Below are 20813 nucleotides of genomic sequence, written 5' to 3' on the forward strand. Positions count from 1 at the left end.
GTGCGTTCTATTTAATTCAACATGAAAATTCTTCTCACCGGTGCAACTGGTTACATAGGAAAAAGATTATTACCTGTCTTAGTTGAAGCAGGGCACGAAGTAATTTGCTGCGTTCGTGATAGGCGTAGATTTACCGTTCCCCCATCCATTAGAGAACAAATTTCAATTATCGAAATTGACTTACTCGATATAGAATCGTTAGAAAAAATTCCTGAAGACATAGATGGGGCGTACTACCTCGTACATTCCATGTCTGCATCAAAGAATTACCAAGAACTTGAAAAATTATCTGCCATTAATTTTAGAAACGTATTGGATGAAACCAATGTTAAACAGGTAATTTACTTAAGTGGTATAGTAAATGAGCAAGAACTATCTAAACATCTAAACTCTCGAAAAGATGTTGAAGAAGAACTTAATAAAGGCAGATACAGCCTTACAACACTCCGAGCAGGAATCATCATAGGATCAGGTAGTGCATCTTTTGAAATAATCAGAGATTTGGTAGAAAAGCTCCCAATAATGATTACCCCAAAATGGTTAAAAACTAAATGCCAACCTATCGGGATTGCTGACGTCATTCAGTTTTTGCATAAATCACTTTTCAATACTAAAACCTACAATGAAAATTTTGATATTGGAGGACCTGATGTATTATCCTACAAACAAATGCTTTTAGGTTTTGCTGTATGCAGAGGTTTAAAACGCTCAATCTATACAGTTCCCGTCATGACACCTAGATTATCTTCATATTGGCTATACTTTGTTACCTCGACATCTTATAAATTAGCGGTATCACTCGTAAACAGTATGATGGTCGAGGTTGTTTGCCGCGACAATAGACTTAATGAAATTTTAGAAATTAATCCTCACAGCTACCAACAAGCGCTTCAAAAAGCATTTAGCAAAATAAAGAGTAACGAAATAATTTCTAGTTGGAAAGATTCTTACACAAGTAGTGGAATAAATTTTAATGTTTCTGATTTCGTAGAAGTTCCGACTTTTGGTTGTTTTACTGATAAAAGGATAAATCGATTTGAGGATCGTGATTTATGCATTCAAAGAGTCTGGAATATTGGTGGTAAAACTGGTTGGTATTATGGCAACTGGCTTTGGAAATTTAGAGGTTTTTTAGACAAACTAGTAGGTGGTGTGGGACTAAGAAGAGGAAGAACAAACCCCTCTTCTCTAAACGTAGGAGATTCATTAGACTTCTGGAGGGTCATATATGCAAATAAAGATAAAGGGCATTTACTTTTGTTTGCTGAAATGAAACTTCCAGGTGAAGCATGGCTAGAGTTTAAAATTGTTGGTGACCAATTGCAGCAAACTGCCACCTTCAGACCGCTAGGCCTATTAGGCAGGCTCTATTGGTATTCCGTATTACCTTTTCATGGTCTAATTTTCAGGGGAATGCTAAAAAATATAACTAAATACAACAAAAGCTAAACCGCATTAAAACGTAGTTTAGCCAAACGTTAGCAAACATTACAAAAGAAATGAGAAAAAGTCCTGTAATAATATACTTAGTCATGATTATTTCAATTTTTAGTTGCAACACTGAATTTGGGAATAGTTTTAAAATAATGAATGATTTAAGAAAAGAATTTAATTTTAACTCAGTAGAAATGTCATGGGACAATATTTCTGCAGAATTCACCCTTCAAGATATAGACCACGGTCTTGTCACCAAAGATAGCTTGAAATCATATGCTTTTATTGTTGACAAATATGTAACGACTAAATACCCAAGAATTGATAGTTTAGAAGTAAGGAAATATCTTTTTTCAGATGGAGGAGGATTTGAAGTTGTTGAATTTGAATTTAATGAAAATGGTAAACTTGTGAATACTCTTGAGTATTAAAATAATCAAGATAAAGTATTAAATCCGACATATAAAAACGTGTAGCAACAACGCATAACCGCAATTAAGGCTGATTCAACTACATCCGAATCCACTCGAAATTGCTAAATACAGTACTTAACTAAAAACAATAACACTAAACTCGTAATTAACGGTTAAACGAGACCGTTACCATACATTATAAAAAGATTACTCTTTTTTAAATTTTTTATCAATAGCTTTTTGTTTCCAGTTTGCACCCAAAAGCAATCCCATATTTAGCATATAAACACCAATTATAATCACCCAAGTTATTACAGATAACCAAAAGAAAAACCAATTAGAAGTAGTAATAGCCATAAATAATGTTCCAAGTATGCAAAACCCTGCAACAGCCAAAAGCTTATAAAGCCCTTTTATAGAATTTATATACACCTTTTTTTCATCATCATCTTTGTTTATATTGACTAAACTTTCTTCAACGATCTCCTTTTCAAAAACAGCAGCTAGCGCTTTTAACGATTCAAAACCTGCTTTTTGCCCACTTTCAATGCGTTGTATAGTCCTTGTGCTTAGACCACTCATTTCAGCAAGTTGTTCTTGCGACCAATGACGTTCAAGTCTTAGCTTTTTAATATCAGTTAAAGTTATTTTTTCTGAATTCATTTTCATTTCATTTACATACTGCAAATGTAAACTATAAGCCAAATATAATACTGTAAAATACACTACACATACACGACAAAAACACGACAGGAACTATAAACACTACAATAGCGGTTTATAATAATCCAAATACATTATTGATATATCGTTGTAAATAATGTAAATTTAAACAGAATATTTCTTAAAAAAATGACAAACACAATCGTAACAGCTCAATGGCTAAACCAACATCTAAACGATGATAAGCTTATTATATTAGACGCTAGTCAAAAACATAATGAGGATAGTGTTTACATAAAAAACACACGCATTTTTGATATAAAAAATGTATTTAGCGATACCAAAAGTCCATACCCAAATACATTTCCAGATGCTAATCAATTTGAAAATGAATGTAAAAATTTAGGTATCAATAATGATAGTATAATTGTTGTATACGATAATGTGAATATTTTTTCAAGTCCAAGAGTTTGGTGGTTATTTAATACAATGGGATTTAAAAACATTGCTGTACTTGATGGTGGACTTCCAGAGTGGATTGCCCAAGGTTTTGATACAGTTGCACAGCCAAATAATAATTTTAGTAAAGGTAATTTTACAGCTAATCTCAACGCTAAAAATATTAAGTACAAAGAAGAACTTTTACAAAATATAGATACTAAAAAAGCAATTGTTTTAGATGCTCGAGCGAAAGGAAGATTTGATGGCACAACTCCAGAGCCTCGTGAAGGTTTATCAAGTGGACATATACCAAACGCTATTAACTTACCTTATAAAGAGCTTTTAGAAAATGGAAAGTTTAAATCTAAAGCAGCACTAAAAATCATTTTTGATAATTTAAACTTAGGCAATTCTCCTATTATTTATTCTTGTGGTTCTGGTATCACTGCTTGCATATTACATCTTGCTCACAGTTTAATAAGTAATAATGACAAAGCCATTTACGATGGTTCATGGACAGAATGGTGCCAACAACCAAATTATCCAATTGCAAAAAACAACCTGATTAATGAGTAACACCGAAAAGGCACGCTTTTTTTGTCACACACATACCAATCTCTTTTTACAAAAACATTGTAAACAATGTGGAAGAGGAATGTGTCATACCTGCTTACATAATAACAACACCTTTTGCCCTAGTTGTATTAAAGAATTTTACTTAAGTAGCGAAGCACATGCTAATAAAAAGGAAATATTATGGATGTTAGGTGCAGGAATTTTAGTGTATTCCATATTCATTAGCTTACAATTTCATGAAAATAACACTAATTATCCCGATTTTTACTCAGAAAATTTTTTAGCTTTTTTCCTAGGTACAAGTTTATGTGGTACTTACTTTTTCATTAGAGACCACGAAATAATGAGCACAATAAGAAAGGTTCCTTTTATAGGATTTAAACTTTCTATTATTGTACTAATAATTATAATAATTACTGGTATCCCTATCTTTTTTCAATTATATAAGTTTGTATCTAATATCATTAAACCTAAACGTATTTAAAAAAATAAAGCCAGCACAATGTGCTGGCTTTGTAGTCTTCATTAAAACTTTGGCTATTAATAAAGACTCACTACTACTTCATTAACATTTTTCTTCAACATATCTTTGTAAGGGTTAAAGTTCTTTGGTAAGTGACGTTTTGTATCAAAACTCAACTCCACTTCTTCATCAATTTCAATCAATTGAGTAGTATTCCAATCGATGTCATAAATACCTTTATTGGCATTAAAACGTTTTGGCAAATACTGCTTTGTATCAAAATCGATATCTGCTGTTTCTTCTAATTCTATTACTTCAATATCTTCAACTTCTAAAGTCTCATCTTGAAAGTTTTCAAATAGTGTATCTTCAATTTCAAATTGGTTAATTTGCGCTTCCATGAATTCTGAATTTAGTTCAGATGTGTAAGCGTCTTTTTCGGAATTAGCTGCTACGTTAAGTGTAAAAAGCAAGCTAAATAATAAAGCTAATCGTAACATAATATTTTGGTTTTTTAGTTTTTGATTTATACCTAATAGACGACCTCTAACCACTTATGTTACGGTTATTTAGAAATATTTAACACTTGATTAATGCTTTTTTAACTATTCCAACTATCCTTATATATTAGTTGCGAATTAGGGAAAGATTTGATCAATTCTTTGATGATATGCTTCAAAATCAATCAAATTATTATGACCTCCATTTTCTATAGTAATAAACGATATATTTTGCTCAGGCTTTTTTGTAAGAAACAGCTTTTGTGCAGACTCGTAAGGCACCACAAAATCGTCTGTACCATGAAAAATTGTAATAGGACAATTAACTTTATTGAAGTAATTATGAGATAAAAACTTATAATGCATTAAATACTTTACTGGAACTATAGGGAATCTAGATTTTGCCACATCAACAATACTATAATATGGTGTTTCTAAAACGATTTGTTTTGGATTGTTTTCGGCTGCAATTTTTGTAGTGATTCCTGTTCCTAAAGAACGACCATAAATGGTAATATTATCTTCAGTATAGCTTTTCTTTAAATAATCATAACACATTTGTGCATCATTATACATTGCTGTTTCGCTTAACTTACCAATACTCTTTCCATAGGTTCTGTAATCCATTACCAATACATCATAACCCTTTGCTACAAAATACTCGGTAATAATTCCCCAGCGCGATAAATCTCCAGCATTACCATGAAAGTATAAAATAACACCTTTGGAAGCTTCTGCTTTAAAATGTAAAGCGTTAATAACTGCATTATCATCAGTTTTTAAAAACAATTCTTCAAAAGGATATTTGAAACTATACTTATAATCTTGGGCTAAAACTGTAGGATGAAACAATAACTTTTCTTGCAATAAGTATAAGGAAGTACCAATCATAATATATAAACCTAATGCTACTAATAATAACTTTTTAAATATTTGACTTTTTATTTTTACCATGAATAACATTAATACTAGTAGTTGAGTAATCTTGAGTTTGAGGTTTGGAGTTCATAATATCATGTAACATATCATGATAGGCTTCAAAATTATTTAAGTCCTTATGTCCACCTCCAATAACAGTATATAACTTAGTTAACTTAGGATTAATTTTAGAAAGCTTTACACTAGTTTTATATGGTATCAATTTATCATTAGTACCATGTATAATATGAATTGGACATTGTACATATTTTAGCCATTTGTGAGTTGGTAAAGGATACTTTATTAAAATAGATAAAGGCATAAAAGGCATATAACGCGCTGTCACTTTTGTTAAACTATAATATGGTGCATCCAGAATAAGCATTTTAGGGTGGTTAGTAGATGCTAATTTTGTTGCAAAACCAGAACCTAATGAGCGTCCATAAAGTATTATATTTTCTTCAGACACTAACTCCTTCATCTTGTTATAAACCACTTGTAAATCTCTCTTTATCGCCTTTTGAGATCGTCGTCCTGTACTCTTTCCAAAACCTCTATAATCTACCATTAATACATTATAATCGTGTCTTGTAAAATCTACTGCAAATTTCCCCCAACCTTTTATACTTTTTGAATTGCCTTTAAGGTATAACACCACACCTTTTGGTTTGTTTTTACACTTAAAAAGCAATCCGTTAATAATAGCACCATCTCTAGTTTCGAGATTGTATTCTTTTGTTTCTTGATTTTCGTAATAAAACTGAAAGTCTTTTGGTAGTTTTTCTGGCTTAAACAATAAATAGTCTTGTATATAAAAAAGTGCAATGCTAATAACAACATATACAATTAATACAATTACTAATAAATGCAACCAGTATGGCATAAATACTCTATTTATTTACACAAGATAAAAAACTTTTAGATACTCATAACAAGCTACAATTTCTCATAAATGTAAAAAAGAACTATATTTAAAAGCTAAATTATTTTTAATTACACCAAAGTTTATAGATAATAATAGCCTAACAACGAATTTATTAACCAAAAACAATTGCTTTTCTCTATTTTTACGAAAGCTATTTAACAACATAAATCCCAAATTATGAAACGCATTTTCTTAGCAGCTTTCATTGCTGCTAGTTTCTTCTCTTGTCAAGATGATGACGACAATAATATTACAATCGCACAATGCCAACAACCAAGTGAACTAAGAACTTTTGATATTACACACACAAGTGCATTATTAAAATGGCAAAACCCAAATAACTCTACAAATGTTACTGTAGAATATGGAATTGCTGGTTTTGAAGTTGGTACTGGAACTACTATTGATATTTCAGGTGATTCTGCTATAATAGATAATTTAAATGCAGATACTAATTACGACTTTTATGTACAAGCTATTTGTAGCACAGACAATATAAGTTTAGTAAGTAATTCTAACTCGTTTAAAACAGCAATTAACCCTTCAATACCAGAGTTTTTACCTAATCTTTCCGAGTTAAACCTATACTCTGGAAACTTAGGCGATTTAGTTCCAAGTTCTAATGCTTTTGTATATGACTTAAGTACTAAATTATTTACAGACTATGCACACAAACAACGTTTAATAGCTTTACCTTATGGTGAAAGTTTAGAATATAACGGCGATGGTATGCCAATTTTTCCTGACGGAACTATATTAGCTAAAACATTCTATTATTTATTAGACGAAACAAATCCTGAAGCAGGAAAGAAAATTATTGAAACACGTGTATTGATAAGACAAAACAACGAGTGGTTTGATGGTAATTACCAATGGAATGAAGCACAAACAGATGCTGTTTTAGACAACAGTGAAACTATTGTTCCAATAAGCTGGATTGATGCAAGTGGACATACACAATCAACCGATTATGTAGTACCTAAACAACAAGACTGTAGAGTTTGTCACCAATCTAATGGTGATATTATACCTATTGGACCTCAACTACGCTCTATGAATTTTGATGTAAATGGTGTTAACCAATTACAAAGCTTTATTAGTGCTGGACGCTTATCTGGAGCACCTAGTCCTGCTAGCATTGGTGTTTTACCAGATTGGGAAGACGAATCATTATCGTTAGAAACTCGTACAAGAGCATATCTTGATATGAATTGTGCCCACTGTCATGCTCCTGGTGGTTACCATAATATCAACTATTATGAAGCATTAGATTTAAGATATGAAACTTCTTTTGACGATTCTAACATTTACGATAATCGTTACAATTTACAAGGACGATTATCATTCTATATTCCTGGATACAGTATGCCTTATATAGGAACTACAATTTACCATCAAGAAGGTATGGATGTAGTGTTAGCATTTTTAGACACACTATAATAAATAATATATATTCCTAAAAAAGAGCGCTTAATACAAGCGCTCTTTTTTTGTACAAGTCTTAATGTTTAGTTAAAAAACACAATAATTTATGTGACACATAAGGCTTTTATTTGTCTAATCACTATTTTCACAACTTAAACCAAAAATCTAGTTAATTTTGAAACACAATTCATTAAAGATGTTTCTTATGGCATTCGTGCTAATAGTTGCAACATCTTGTAGTACAGCAAAAAAAGCTAAAGAAGCAGAAGCTGCAAAAAAAGCTGCTGCTGCCAAAGCTAAACCAAAGCCTAAAAAAGGCGACATCCAACCTTATAGTAAAGTAATTACCAAAGACGCCGTAAGCGACGAAGGTTTATTTACAGTACATAAAATTGATGACAAATTCTTTTACGAAATTCCTAATGAACTTTTCGAGAAAGAAATGTTAATGGTAACACGTATTTCTAAAACTGCTGCAGGCATTGGCTTTGGTGGTGGAAAACAAAACGAACAAGTATTACGTTGGCAGAAAAAGGATAAAAAAGTAGTGTTAAGAGTTGTATCTCACTCTACTGTGGCTGCTGATTCATTACCAGTTCACGAAGCAGTTGTAAACTCAAATTTTGAGCCAGTTCTTGCTACATTCCCTATTAAAGCTTTTAGTAAAGACTCTACTGCTACAGTAATTGATGTTACTAACTTATTTGCTAAAGATGTTAAAGCTTTAGGTTTACCAGCTTTTAGAAGAAGAGGTTATAAAGTTTCTAGAATGGAAAGTGATAAATCATTCATTGAAAGCATTAAAAGTTACCCAACAAACATTGAAGCTAGACACGTAAAAACGTATGCTGCTGGTGCACCACCATCAAACTCTAGTACAGGATCTATTTCTATAGAGATTAATAACTCAATGATTTTATTACCTGAAAACCCAATGAAGCGTCGTTATTTTGATGAGCGTGTTGGTTGGTTTGCTCGTGGTCAAGTAGATTATGGTTTAGGAGACCAAAGAAGTAAAACATTAACGTTCTTAGACAGATGGCGTTTAGAAGTTAAAGATGAAGATATCGAGAAGTTTAAAAGAGGTGAATTAGTTGAGCCTAAAAAACAAATCGTTTATTATATCGATAGAGCTACACCTGAAAAATGGCGCAAATACATCAAGCAAGGTATTGAAGATTGGCAAGTAGCATTTGAAGCTGCTGGATTTAAAAATGCTATTATAGCGATGGATCCTCCGACTGTTGAAGAAGATCCAGAATGGAGTCCTGAAGATGCACGTTATTCTGTAGTACGTTATTTAGCATCTCCAATTCCTAATGCTAATGGTCCTCACGTAAGTGACCCTAGAACAGGAGAAATTTTAGAAAGTGATATTAACTGGTACCACAATGTAATGTCTTTATTACGCGGTTGGTTCTTTGTACAAACAGCAGCTATTAACCCAGAAGCGCGTAGTCCAGAATTTAAAGACGAAGTAATGGGACGTTTAATTCGTTTTGTATCTGCTCACGAAGTAGGTCATACATTAGGACTACCTCATAACATGGGAAGCTCTTGTGCTTATAAAGTAGAAGATTTACGTAGTGCTGAGTTTACTCAAAAATATGGAACTGCACCATCAATTATGGATTATGCACGTTTTAACTACGTAGCTCAACCAGAAGATAAAGGTGTTGCTTTAATGCCAAACATTGGTATTTACGATAAGTATGCTATTGCTTGGGGTTATAAACCAATTTTAGATAAAACTGCTGAAGAAGAAAAAGAAACACTTAACGGTTGGATTATGGAGCACGCTGGTGACCCATTATACCGTTTTGGACACCAACAAGTAGGTGATGTTGTAGACCCAAGCTCGCAAACAGAAGACTTAGGTGATAACGCTATGCTTGCAAGTGCCTATGGAATTAAAAACTTAAAGCGTATTGTTCCTAACTTAATTGAGTGGACTACTGAAGCAGGTGAAGGTTATGACGATTTAGGTGAAATGTATGGACATGTAATTTCACAGTTTAACCGTTACATGGGACACGTTTCTAATAACATTGGAGGTGTATATGAACACTACAAAACAGCTGACCAAGAAGGTGCTGTTTACACACATGTAGATAAAGACCACCAGAAGAATGCTCTTAAATTTGTAAACGATAATTTATTTACAACACCAACTTGGTTATTAGATAAAGATATTTTTGCAAGAGTTGAATACTCTGGATCAATAGAGCGTGTTCGTAGATTACAAGTACGTACATTAAACAACATTTTAGGCTTAGGGAAAATGGCTAGAATGATTGAAAACGAATCACTTAATGGTAACGATGCATACAAATTAACTAACATGATGCGTGATTTACGTAATGGCATTTGGAGTGAATTAAGAACTGGAAGAAACATTGATACTTACAGACGTAATTTACAACGTGCACATATTGATAGATTAGCGTACTTAATGACTGCTAAAAACCAAAGAAAAGCACCTGCTTTTGGAGGTTACCAAAAGTCTACTGTAGTTAATACAAGTCAATCTGATATTAGAGCTATTGTAAGAGCAGAATTAAAAACTTTAAAAAGAAGTTTACAAAACGCTAGTGGAAGAGATTCTATGAGCCGCATACATATACAAGATGCTATTGAAAGAATAAACGATATTCTTGATCCTAAGTAATTTGTATTAAAATAGTATTAAAAAGGGCTTCATTAATTTGAAGCCTTTTTTGTTTAATATTAAAAGAAAACAACGCAACCTTATGTAAGATTTTACATCTACTTTAAAAACCATAACTTTTAATAATGAAAAATTACCTAAGTCTATTATTCTCCATTTTATTAGTCCTTATCACTTCTTGTAAAAACGATGATGATTCTTTAAAAATAGATGGTGAAGGTGCCAAATCTAATTACTTAATCAACAATCAGTCTGAAGAAATATTATTCTACAACGCTAACACTTCTATACAAATAGCTCCAGGAGAAGCTAAAGAAATATATTATTATGCTGATTTTGGGTTACCTAGTCCTCCACTTCCATCATTTGGTTTACAATCTCTAACCTTATACAGAGATGCGAATAATAACGAAACAATAGCACTAGAAATCAATCCAATTATTGATGAAGATTGGATAGAAGAAATTATTTCTTCAGATATATCAAACTTTACCTTAACAGTTACTAGTGAAATGATAAATTAGCATTTCAAGTATGAAAGAAACAATAACTAAAAACGAAAAATCTATAAAAGCTTTATACGCTTTAATTTCTTCTGGTTACTATAAAGGAGAAGTTCTTCAAAATAGATTTGATTTAGCACGAACCGTTTTCCCTAACAATCATAAAATAAAAGGAGTACTCAATGCAGACAACCAGTTTGAAATAAAATCTACTTACTCCAACTCCTTCATGGAAGTTTCAGCTAAAAGTATCTTGGTAGTATTTATTGCATTTATTATTTACAGTATGTTTTATTTTAACTGGTTAGTGACAGCAATATTATTAACCTTCCTACTTATCCTTTTATCGCTTGAGTATTTTAAAAGAAAAAAGGAGTTAAGCATTTTTATTGACAAGTATTTTGTAATAAAAAGGCAATTGAAATAAAAAAGCCACTCAAAATTGAGTGGCTTATGTTTATTATCATGTTGAACAAAGTGAGGCATCTACCCATATAGGAATTTATAATCCTAAAGTTTTTACACCTTGTTCGTAAATTACATCTACTGGAATATTAGAAGCGCTTAAACGGTCTAAATCGGCTTGTAATTCATCAGAAATTAATCCTTTTTCAGCTACTAGATTAGCAACACCATTGTAATCTCCATTTCCTTGTAATGTTAAGATTAAGTTTGATAAATCTTTCATAGCTACAATCATATTATCGTAGTTTACTTTATACGTACCATCAGCATTTCTAGTAAACGCTCCTTTGTCTTTAAAGAAGTTAAAACGAATCATATTTGCTTTACCATGAGCACTTGATGCACCAAAACGTACCGAACGGAAAATACTTGCCATAAAAGTGGTCATGTAATCTTTCATATCACCATCAATTTCACCTTTTTTGTGTAATTGTTGCACCATATACAGTCCTAAAACATCTGCTTTTCCTTCTTCTAAAGCACTTGAATGTTCTTTAAGCGATGTACGTACTGTACCTTTACCGTTAATTGTATTTTTAATTCCTAAACCATGTGCCACTTCATGAAACATTGTGTTAGCAAAAAATGCATCAAACGTAATATATTTACGTTGGCTTGGATCTATTAACACTTCAGATATTGGTAATAATATCTTGTCAAACTTTGCACGCATTGCATTTTTAAGTTGCAGTCTACGCGTGCCTTTTTGTAATTGTACTTCTTCGTCATTAGGTAAATTAATAGCAATTGTTTTACTACCTGAATTACAATCACCAGCATAATACACTACATCGTAAGCATTCAGGTCACTATCTGTTCCTGGAGTTTCTTGCTTATAAGCATCATCTACAGGTAATCCTGTTTGTAGTTCTGGTAAAAAACTAGCAAAACGTGCTAATTTAGCACTCCACTGCATGTCCTTAATTAACACATAACCTTCATGAGCTGCTTTGTTACCAAACATTTGGTCTTCATAAGTTTCAATAGGTCCAATAACAATATCTAAGGTATTTGTTTTCATATCCATCCACGCTAAATCACTTGGTTGGTAATTATCATCTAACAACGCTTGTGCTCTTAACTCTAAATACTTTTTCAAGCCTTCGTCTTCTGCAAGCTTAGATGCTTCTAATAATAAAGCAGAAACTTCTTTTACCTCAGCTTCAAATTGTTTGTGATAAGGAATGGAGTATAAATTTCCTTTTTCGTCACGTCTTACAAAATTGTAAATACTAGACTTATCTTCAATATCAGCAGCTTCAAACTCTTCTTTTGTCATATCTTTTGGATAGAAATTAGCACCTTTAGGCTTATCTCCAAATCCTTCCACAAAAGAGGTGTTTCCAGCTAAACGATCCCAAGGACCATAATTAATATTTACAAACTTACGCGTAGCTTCATCTTCAATAGAGTTTAATAGTTCTACACGATCGCCATAAGATTCGTACCAAAACAAATCGTTCATCATATCTGCTGCCTCAATTAATATAGGTAACATTTTGCGCTCTTTGTCTGTAAGTAAATTTAAATTAGACGTTAGCTTTACAGTAACATACTTACCAAGATTTTTTTGCATAGCATTGGCCTTTTCGGTAGCATTATCTGTGTTTTCTGGTTGTTCTTTTTTATCGTCTTTACACGACACAAATGCAACCATTACTAGTAATGCTAAAATTGCTTTTTTCATTAGTTTATGTGTTTTAGTATTTTAAATATTGATGTATCCTTCAAAAGTAACTTTTTTCGAGCTATTTTTCAACGTAATCTGCAATTGGAATATCATTGATAAATACATTATCTAAAACTGCTTCACCATTTTTAACATAAACTGTTGCGTAAGTCGTGTTTAGAGTTGAGTCTTGATGAGCTTTGGCATGTGCTATTTCAGCAGCCTTAGCTTTGGTTTCTTTCATATAAAATCTTTCGAAATTATAATCTAAAAACACTTTATCTTCCCATTGATTAAACCAATCTACATTAGTCTTTAAATAGTTTTCTGCATTTGGTTTTTCTCTACTAATACTACTAAGCTTTGCATATCCATTGCTGTCATTTATAAGAGTTACATAAACCACCTCGTCTCTTGTCCAAGTAGAGTCTTTTGTTGGAAATGAGTTTATTTCGTAATCTAATCTTATGTATTTACCCTTAAAAGGATCAGCTGGGTCTAGTGGTTGTGTTTTAAATTTAAAAACTGTTCCTGTTTTTAAAATATCTTCTTGATTGTAAATCATTTTTGCAGGAACACTTATTTGTATTAGTGCTACAACTACAAAAATTATAAATATATGTATTGATTTTATTTGTGTAAACATGAGTTTTATTTTTGATTATTTAATGATTGACGTTCCCTTATCTTCTGTCGTTTTAGCATGATATAGTTAGTTAGAAAAAAACCACCACCAACTGCTACAAATAGCAAACCTCTAATTACATAACTCATATCTGTATCGAAAAAACGACAAACAACTAATGCTGTAATTATTAGCAAACCATAATTTAAAACTCCAAAATGAAACTTATCTACTCCTATTTTAACAGTTATTAATCCTAAGGCTAGTATTAAAAAATTGACAATTATTAGTGATGCGATTGTGTGAATTAGTCCTGTAAAAAACAATGCGCTAAAAATTATAAATACATATTGAAAAGGGTTGAAGTTTATTATCCACTTTTGCATATATGAATACGCTAACAGCACAATTGTAATTACCAATAAACATAAAACAACGTATAACTCTGGTGTTGTATAACCTAACTGTTTTAGATCATACCAACTAGTATCAAAACTTGCCATAAGCAGCATCTTCACTGAGCCTAAAGAACCTATTATTAGATAACCATTTCGCCTCAACTTTTGTTTATTAAAGAAAGGTATCTTGCCAATATTGTAAAGTAAACCAAACATAACTAAGTACATTAAAAAGCCTAAGTCATCATTCTTATCTACAAAAGCACCAAGTATAATTGTTAAACTTAAAGGAAATAACCAATTAAAAATAGAAGTGATATTAGCTTCTGCTTTCGATTTAAGTAATTGTATATAGTAAGGAATTATGGCTAGGATTAACAACAAATACAACCAAGGTATTTTGGTATTACTACTAAACGAGTAGCCAAATTCACCTGCATAATAAGTAGCAAATACAACACATAATATTGCTACAGCATTAGATCTTAACAAATATATAAGTGGTAAACTTAAAACTGTCCATGTAAGTAAGTACGAGCTTAAGTCACCTGGAATATTATAAATTTGAGCAACTAAAGCCATACTTGAACCAATAGCAAAAAACAAAAACGTTCCAGACGCTTCTCTCCATGTAGCACTTTTCTTTTTTATAATTGCATATCCAGAAACAATTTGCCCAATAATTAAAGGCAAAAATGCAAATACAGTTTTGGTTGCTCTAGAAAAGTGATCCCAATTATGAGCTAGAATTAAAATGACTCCTAAACCTACTAACAATGAACCTAAAACTCCAAAAACGGTAAAGAGTCTGTTTGGTTTATTTTCTTGTTTATTTAGGTAATAGGAAGTTATGTTTTGAGCTATATCATTAGTGATAATATTATTCTGAACAAGTTCAGACAGCTCTTTTTGAATTTTTGAATTCATATCCTGAAATTTAGGTTGATTTAATGTACGTTAATTTATATACACCGAAACAATTATTAACTTAAGTTTAAACCTCGTAACCAAAGCAGTTACGAGGTTTGGGTTAACTAACCAATCATCAAACAAGACTTAAAGTACTTTGTTATCTTTTTTATCTATATACTGCACATCTCTTGTATTTTTCTGCACTGCAATTGCAGAAAACATACTTAATAAAAATGCCATACCATAAAACCCTTTTTCACTTAACAGTAAATCTGCATTCCATAAACCTACCACTAACAATACTATTGAAGCAGTTGTTGTAAACCAACTAATACTATAATATATATTTGTTACTGGAACACCTTCAAGCTTATCTCTTACTGCCTTTTGTACAGATATAACCGAGAATAGACCAAACAGTAGTATGGTAAAATAATATCCCTTTTCATTTAATTGCATATCAGCATTCCACAGTCCTATACAATATGACACCATTCCTATTAATAAAGCAGACCATGATGCACCAATAAAAGCACCTGTTGGTTTTTGATCGAACTCTTGATTTTTTTTCTTCTGTTTTTTAGTTTCTAAACTTTCTTTAACTGAAACTGTTGTTTGATAATCCATAATATTTGTTTTTAATGATTATGGTTCAAAGATGCGATAGAATAAAATTACTAAGAACACAATATTTCAAAATTGCTGACGATATATTTTAAATAAATTTTAAAATAAATACTATATTTAAAGAATTACAATAATTATTTATGACGATTAAATGAATAAGTTAAATTCGATAATTTCTAGTTTTTCGTTAGATGAACAACAAAGTTTTATTCAATTTTTAGACAAAAAGAATAAAAGAAAAGACGCTAAAAACATTCAACTATTTAAACTACTAACTCAAGACAACCTAAGTTCTAAAGAGGTACATGCTGCGTTATACAAGACAAAATCTACCGATGCATACCATGCTTTAAGAAAACGACTATTTCAATCTATAATAGAATTTTTAGCTAATTCTAGCCTTGAAGAAGAAAATTCAATAGACTTACAAGTCATTAAATACATTATAGTAGCTAGATCATTACTACTAAGAAAGCAACACAAACTAGCCTTTAAAATATTAGACAAAGCTGAAACTATTGCTAAAGAACATCACTTATTCTCACTGCTAAACGAATTATATCATACAAAAATTCAATATGCCTACTCAAATTCATTTATCGATTTAGAAATAACAATAAAAAACTTCAATAAAAACAAAAAGGATTTAGCTTTAGAAGACCAATTAAACATTATATATGCAAAAATTAGGCAATCACTTAGCACTATCACTCCTAACAATGAGGCTATTGATTTTAAAACACTACTTACAAGTACATTAAACGAGCATAATATAAGTCTCAATGAGTCGATGTCATTTAAATCGCTACACCAATTAGTAACTATTGTAAGTTTCTCGGCTTTTATTACAAACGATTATTACAAAATTGAAGCTTTTTTAATTGAAACCTACAACCAAATAATTACACATAAAGACAAAGAAAAACAACCTTTTTACCACATTCAAACCTTATATTTAATAGCAAATACACTATTTAGAAACAAAAAATTTGAAACATCGTTAATCTACCTACAAATGATGCACGAAAAAATGATGCTAAACAGAAAAAAGCATTATAACGCTTTCAAATTAAAATACCATCTACTCAAATCATTAAACCTTAACTATTCCAACAAACAACAAGAAGCAATAACAATTCTTGAAAACATTATTACTACAAAACACCAAGACACAGAAACATTATTAGACATCTATTTAAGCTTAGTGATGCTCTACATTCAAAACACACAATATAAAAAAGCAGCAAGATCATTTTCTAAATTTTACCACACAGACACATGGTATATAAATAAAGTAGGATACGAATGGACTATTAAAAAGAACCTCATTGAAATAATCTTACATATTGAATTAGAAAACTTAGATTTAGTCGAATCTAGACTTTTAAGCTTTAAACGAAAATACTACAGCTACTTAAAAGAAATCAACCAAGAGCGTGTAATTACTTACTTAAACTTTGTAGAGACCTACTATAAAAACCCAGAAACAGTCACCTCCAATACATTTAAAGACAAGGTTGAAAATTCATTTGAATGGATAGAAGCTCAACGCGAAGATATTTTTGTAATGAGTTACTATGCATGGTTAAAAAGCAAAATGGAAAATCAATCACTTTACCAAACTACATTAGAGCTTGTTAAAAAAGTAAAAAATGTTAATTGACCGTTAAAACCAAGTTTTAGATTAAACTAATATAAAAAGCCATAGTCTTAAGAGTATAATTTAAAACAAAAACCTCATGAAAAACATAGTATTAATTGCCATTGCTTTTTTAACACTAAACGCAACAGCTCAAGAGCACAAAAAAGACAAAAAACACGCTCGTGCTGAAATGATGAAAGACTACACAGCAGAAGAACAAGCGACGCTACAAACAAAAAAAATGACACTTGCATTAGATTTAAGTGAAGCTCAACAAAAAGACATTTATGCTTTAAATCTTGCCAATGCAAAAGAACGCAAAGCTAAAATGAAAGAGCGTGAAGCTAAAAAAGGTGAAAAACCTTCAAAAGAAGAACGTTATAAAATGCAAAATGAAATGCTAGACAAAAAAATAGCGATGAAAAAGAAAATGAAGCAAATACTTAACGACGAGCAATTTGCTAAGTGGGAAAAAATGATGCAACGTAGAAAATCAAAAACTGCTAAACGAAAACATAACCCTAGAAAAGAATAATAATTAAGTTGGTTGATTTATTTTTTTTAGTAAAAAGCATTGTTTTTATAGACAATGCTTTTTTATTTCTTTATTTTCTACAAAATTTTAGTATTTTAGTCACTTCATATATTATTTAATAATAACATTTTTCATGAAAAAGATATTACTCTTAAGTGCATTTGCGTTTCTGTTTAGCTTTAACCTAGAAGCTCAAAATAAAACAATTGAAATTAACGCTGCTGCATCTACCAACTCTAAGAACTTAAGAAAACAAATTAAATTTAATAAGTCGCAAGAGCACCAAATTTATGAGGCTTTTGTAAACTACGAAAAGAGAATTTTAAAGCTTAAAGAAAACAGCAAACCAAAGTCGGCTAGCTATAATGAAGAAGCTAAAAAAATTCAAGCTGTTTTAAACAACGACATTAAACAAATATTAAGCGAAGAACAATACAGCTTATATTTAAGTTTAATTACTCCAACATATTAACTAACAACACATAAAAACTATTAAAATGAAAAAAATATTCACACTTTGTCTTGTTGCTTTTGCTTTTGTTTTAGGAACACAGAATATTGAGGCTCAATCAAAAACACAAGCCTTAGAAATTCAAACTAAAACTATAGCTAAAGACTTAAAGAAAGAATTAAGTCTTGACGATAGTCAAGAAGCTTTATTAGCAAGAGCAATGTATGCTAAAGAATTAGCTTATGTAGAAGTTTTAGACAAAAACTCTGACATGAAAAATCAAGCTACTAAAGATGCTTTAGCTAAAATTGACACTAAATTTAAAAGAAGACTTATGGAAATTTTATCTCCAGAGCAGTTTAAAAAGTTTAGTGCTTTACAACACAAACTAAGAAAATAAGTAATTTTCTATAGACATAAAAAAAGCCTCACATTTGTGAGGCTTTTTTATTTTATAATTCTTTTGCTATCTCATCTATTGCAGCAATTGTTTTATCTAAATCCTCATAGCTTAAAGCATCAGTTATAAACCAAGTTTCAAAAGCACTAGGAGCTATATAAACACCTCTATTTAACAGTCCATGAAAAAATGCTTTAAATGTATCATTATTGCCTTTTGCAGAAGAATCAAAATCCACAACCTCATCTTCAGCAAAGTGTACAGAAATCATTGATCCAGTTCTATTTATTGTGTGCGTAATTTTATTTGCTTCCAACACTTTTGCAATGCCTTTATGCAAATACTCAGTCTTATCAGCTAATCTATTAAACAATTCTGCATCGCTATTAATTTCGGTTAACATAGCTAAACCAGCTGCCATAGCTAATGGATTTCCACTTAATGTTCCAGCTTGATAAACTGGTCCTAAAGGAGCTAAATGATTCATAATTTCATTTCGAGCAGCAAAAGCACCAACTGGTAATCCTCCTCCAATCACTTTACCAAAACATACAATATCTGCTTCAATATTAAACAACTCTTGAGCTCCACCTTTAGCAAGTCTAAAACCAGTCATTACCTCATCAAATATCAATAAAATATTATGCTCTGTACAAACAGCTCTTAATTTTTCTAAAAAGTTATTCTTTGGAGGTATACACCCCATATTACCTGCGACAGGTTCAATTATAATACAAGCTATTTCATCTTTATTCGCTTCTACTAATGCCTTTACATTATCGATATCATTATACCTTGCTAATAACGTATCTTTTGCAGTACCTTGAGTTACCCCAGGACTATTTGGACTTCCAAAAGTCACTGCACCACTTCCAGCTTGAATTAAAAAGGAATCGCTGTGTCCATGATAGCAACCAGCAAACTTTATAATTTTATCTTTTCCTGTGAAACCTCTAGCCAACCTAACAGCACTCATACAAGCTTCGGTTCCAGAATTCACAAATCTAATTTTATCAATATTTGGAACCATAGAAACTGCCAATTCAGCAATTTTTGTTTCAATTTCTGTAGGCATTCCAAATGATGTTCCTTTTTTAGCCTTATCTACCACTGCATCTACAACAGGTTTATAAGCATGACCTAACAACATTGGTCCCCAAGAATTTATATAATCAATTAATTGATTTCCATCTTCATCATACAAATAAGCACCTTTAGCTTCTTTTACAAAAATTGGTGTTCCTCCTACTGCTTTAAATGCTCTTACTGGTGAATTTACACCTCCTGGAATTACTTGTGCAGCTTCTTTAAATAATGCACTACTTCTTTTATAAATCATATTAATTACGTGATGATGTTTTTATGTTTAATACTTGACCAATACTCAAATTATTACTAGTAAGTCCATTCATTTTCTGAAGTTCTTCAACTGTAATATTATATTTTCTTGAAATAGAATATAAAGTTTCTCCCTTTACAACCTTATGAGTTATTATCTCTGCTTTATTAAGCTCTTTAGGCCTTTTTGCCTTACTCCCTAAAACCTTATCATCATATTGATCAAGATTATACCTTTCTATTAAACTAATCAGTTTTTCAGGATATTTTTTATCTGTAGCATAACCTGCTTTTCTTAAGCCCTTAGCCCAAGCTTTATAGTCGTCCTTTCTTAAATCGAATAAACTAGCATATCTTGACCTTCCTGATAAAAACTCAGAATGATCTTTAAATGAATACTTGGCATTATTATATTTCCTAAAACATTCTTGCTTCTTATCGTCATCATGATAAATCTTAGCACCTTTCCAACCATGGCATTTAATTCCAAAATGATTGTTTGCTTTTACTGCTAATCGTCCTTTACCAGAACCAGACTCTAAAATACCTTGCGCCAAAGTTATACTTGCTGGAATACCATATTTACGCATTTCTTCCATTGCAATATCCTTATACAAGGCTATATACTCAGTAGTATTATTGATTACAGGTGCCTTAACCTCTACCTCAGGTGTGTCTTTAGTTTTTGGTTTTTCTTTTGGTGTAGTTTTTACAACTTTCACCTCTGTTTTAGGTTTGTCTTTTTGAGTAACAATCTTTTTTTTAGAACCACATGCTGATACTAAAACGCTTAACACTATTATATATATAATTCTCTTCATT

The 20813-nt window shown here is 31.2% G+C and carries 22 protein-coding genes; 12 read left to right on the forward strand and 10 right to left on the reverse strand.

From position 1 onward, the window contains the following. The first annotated feature begins 21 nt into the window (after positions 1–21). Together ACLII3_RS03155 and ACLII3_RS03160 are read left to right on the forward strand one after the other, a co-directional pair. Positions 22–1449 carry an SDR family oxidoreductase gene (locus ACLII3_RS03155; RefSeq protein WP_412986418.1) on the forward strand — a complete coding sequence of 476 codons (1428 nt, stop codon included), beginning with the start codon at positions 22–24 and terminating at the stop codon, positions 1447–1449. A gap of 179 nt (positions 1450–1628) precedes the next feature. Next, on the forward strand, positions 1629–1865 hold the full coding sequence (locus tag ACLII3_RS03160; protein ID WP_412986420.1) for a hypothetical protein: 237 nt from the start codon (positions 1629–1631) through the stop codon (positions 1863–1865). A 189-nt stretch (positions 1866–2054) separates the two neighbouring features. On the opposite strand, the gene ACLII3_RS03165 is transcribed toward ACLII3_RS03160, so the two are convergent. Then, positions 2055–2510: a helix-turn-helix domain-containing protein gene (locus ACLII3_RS03165; RefSeq protein ID WP_412986422.1), complete on the reverse strand. Its 456-nt coding sequence runs from the start codon at positions 2508–2510 to the stop codon at positions 2055–2057. A gap of 189 nt (positions 2511–2699) precedes the next feature. Between ACLII3_RS03165 and ACLII3_RS03170 the strand changes: the two genes are divergently transcribed. Further along, positions 2700–3527 (forward strand): sulfurtransferase, encoded by an 828-nt coding sequence (locus ACLII3_RS03170; RefSeq protein ID WP_412986424.1) that lies wholly within the window; start codon positions 2700–2702, stop codon positions 3525–3527. After that, positions 3520–4011, forward strand: coding sequence for a hypothetical protein (locus ACLII3_RS03175; RefSeq protein ID WP_412986426.1), 492 nt, complete (start codon positions 3520–3522; stop codon positions 4009–4011). The genes ACLII3_RS03170 and ACLII3_RS03175 overlap by 8 nt, the downstream gene beginning before the upstream one ends. 56 nt (positions 4012–4067) lie before the next feature. On the opposite strand, the gene ACLII3_RS03180 is transcribed toward ACLII3_RS03175, so the two are convergent. The 3 genes from ACLII3_RS03180 to ACLII3_RS03190 form a co-directional block, all read right to left on the reverse strand. After that, positions 4068–4490, reverse strand: a complete 423-nt coding sequence (locus tag ACLII3_RS03180) for a hypothetical protein (protein ID WP_412986427.1) — start codon at positions 4488–4490, stop codon at positions 4068–4070. A 138-nt stretch (positions 4491–4628) separates the two neighbouring features. Continuing rightward, complete coding sequence (locus ACLII3_RS03185) at positions 4629–5444, reverse strand: alpha/beta hydrolase (protein WP_412986428.1); 816 nt, start codon at positions 5442–5444, stop codon at positions 4629–4631. Further along, positions 5416–6291, reverse strand: a complete 876-nt coding sequence (locus ACLII3_RS03190; RefSeq protein WP_412986430.1) for an alpha/beta hydrolase — start codon at positions 6289–6291, stop codon at positions 5416–5418. Before ACLII3_RS03190 ends, ACLII3_RS03185 begins: the two co-directional genes overlap by 29 nt. 219 nt (positions 6292–6510) lie before the next feature. Here ACLII3_RS03190 and ACLII3_RS03195 point away from each other — a divergent pair, with 219 nt between their 5' ends. The 4 genes from ACLII3_RS03195 (at position 6511) to ACLII3_RS03210 (ending at position 11356) form a co-directional block, all read left to right on the forward strand. Beyond that, the gene (locus ACLII3_RS03195) at positions 6511–7773 is read left to right on the forward strand and encodes a fibronectin type III domain-containing protein (RefSeq protein ID WP_412986431.1); all 1263 of its coding nucleotides are present in this window, start codon (positions 6511–6513) and stop codon (positions 7771–7773) included. A 181-nt stretch (positions 7774–7954) separates the two neighbouring features. Then, a complete protein-coding gene (locus ACLII3_RS03200; RefSeq protein WP_412987887.1) occupies positions 7955–10426 on the forward strand; it encodes a zinc-dependent metalloprotease in 2472 nt (823 codons plus the stop codon). A gap of 125 nt (positions 10427–10551) precedes the next feature. Next, positions 10552–10950 (forward strand): hypothetical protein, encoded by a 399-nt coding sequence (locus ACLII3_RS03205; RefSeq protein ID WP_412986433.1) that lies wholly within the window; start codon positions 10552–10554, stop codon positions 10948–10950. 10 nt (positions 10951–10960) lie between these two features. Then, on the forward strand, positions 10961–11356 hold the full coding sequence (locus tag ACLII3_RS03210) for a hypothetical protein (RefSeq protein WP_412986434.1): 396 nt from the start codon (positions 10961–10963) through the stop codon (positions 11354–11356). Between the two features lie 75 nt (positions 11357–11431). On the opposite strand, the gene ACLII3_RS03215 is transcribed toward ACLII3_RS03210, so the two are convergent. From ACLII3_RS03215 to yiaA, 4 genes are all read right to left on the reverse strand, one after another. After that, positions 11432–13081 carry a dipeptidyl-peptidase 3 family protein gene (locus tag ACLII3_RS03215; RefSeq protein ID WP_412986436.1) on the reverse strand — a complete coding sequence of 550 codons (1650 nt, stop codon included), beginning with the start codon at positions 13079–13081 and terminating at the stop codon, positions 11432–11434. A gap of 61 nt (positions 13082–13142) precedes the next feature. After that, a complete protein-coding gene (locus ACLII3_RS03220; protein ID WP_412986438.1) occupies positions 13143–13709 on the reverse strand; it encodes a GDYXXLXY domain-containing protein in 567 nt (188 codons plus the stop codon). 5 nt (positions 13710–13714) lie between these two features. After that, complete coding sequence (locus tag ACLII3_RS03225) at positions 13715–15013, reverse strand: DUF2157 domain-containing protein (RefSeq protein WP_412986440.1); 1299 nt, start codon at positions 15011–15013, stop codon at positions 13715–13717. Positions 15014–15142: 129 nt separating this feature from the next. Continuing rightward, complete coding sequence (gene yiaA / locus ACLII3_RS03230) at positions 15143–15625, reverse strand: inner membrane protein YiaA (RefSeq protein WP_412986441.1); 483 nt, start codon at positions 15623–15625, stop codon at positions 15143–15145. A gap of 151 nt (positions 15626–15776) precedes the next feature. Here yiaA and ACLII3_RS03235 point away from each other — a divergent pair, with 151 nt between their 5' ends. The 4 genes from ACLII3_RS03235 (at position 15777) to ACLII3_RS03250 (ending at position 18653) form a co-directional block, all read left to right on the forward strand. Continuing rightward, positions 15777–17288: a hypothetical protein gene (locus tag ACLII3_RS03235; protein WP_412986442.1), complete on the forward strand. Its 1512-nt coding sequence runs from the start codon at positions 15777–15779 to the stop codon at positions 17286–17288. Between the two features lie 76 nt (positions 17289–17364). Then, positions 17365–17802, forward strand: a complete 438-nt coding sequence (locus tag ACLII3_RS03240) for a hypothetical protein (protein WP_412986443.1) — start codon at positions 17365–17367, stop codon at positions 17800–17802. A 133-nt stretch (positions 17803–17935) separates the two neighbouring features. Then, complete coding sequence (locus tag ACLII3_RS03245; RefSeq protein ID WP_412986444.1) at positions 17936–18274, forward strand: hypothetical protein; 339 nt, start codon at positions 17936–17938, stop codon at positions 18272–18274. Between the two features lie 25 nt (positions 18275–18299). Next, positions 18300–18653 carry a hypothetical protein gene (locus ACLII3_RS03250; RefSeq protein ID WP_412986445.1) on the forward strand — a complete coding sequence of 118 codons (354 nt, stop codon included), beginning with the start codon at positions 18300–18302 and terminating at the stop codon, positions 18651–18653. 52 nt (positions 18654–18705) lie between these two features. Here ACLII3_RS03250 and hemL read toward each other — a convergent pair whose 3' ends face one another. Further along, entirely contained in the window at positions 18706–19992 is a 1287-nt protein-coding gene (hemL, locus tag ACLII3_RS03255; RefSeq protein ID WP_412986447.1) for a glutamate-1-semialdehyde 2,1-aminomutase, read from the reverse strand. A 1-nt stretch (position 19993) separates the two neighbouring features. After that, a complete protein-coding gene (locus ACLII3_RS03260) occupies positions 19994–20812 on the reverse strand; it encodes a glucosaminidase domain-containing protein (RefSeq protein ID WP_412986449.1) in 819 nt (272 codons plus the stop codon). Between the last annotated feature and the right edge of the window lies 1 nt (position 20813).

Origin of the sequence: Pontimicrobium sp. IMCC45349 (assembly GCF_047219225.1) — a bacterium.
In the GTDB taxonomy this organism is placed as follows: domain Bacteria; phylum Bacteroidota; class Bacteroidia; order Flavobacteriales; family Flavobacteriaceae; genus IMCC45349.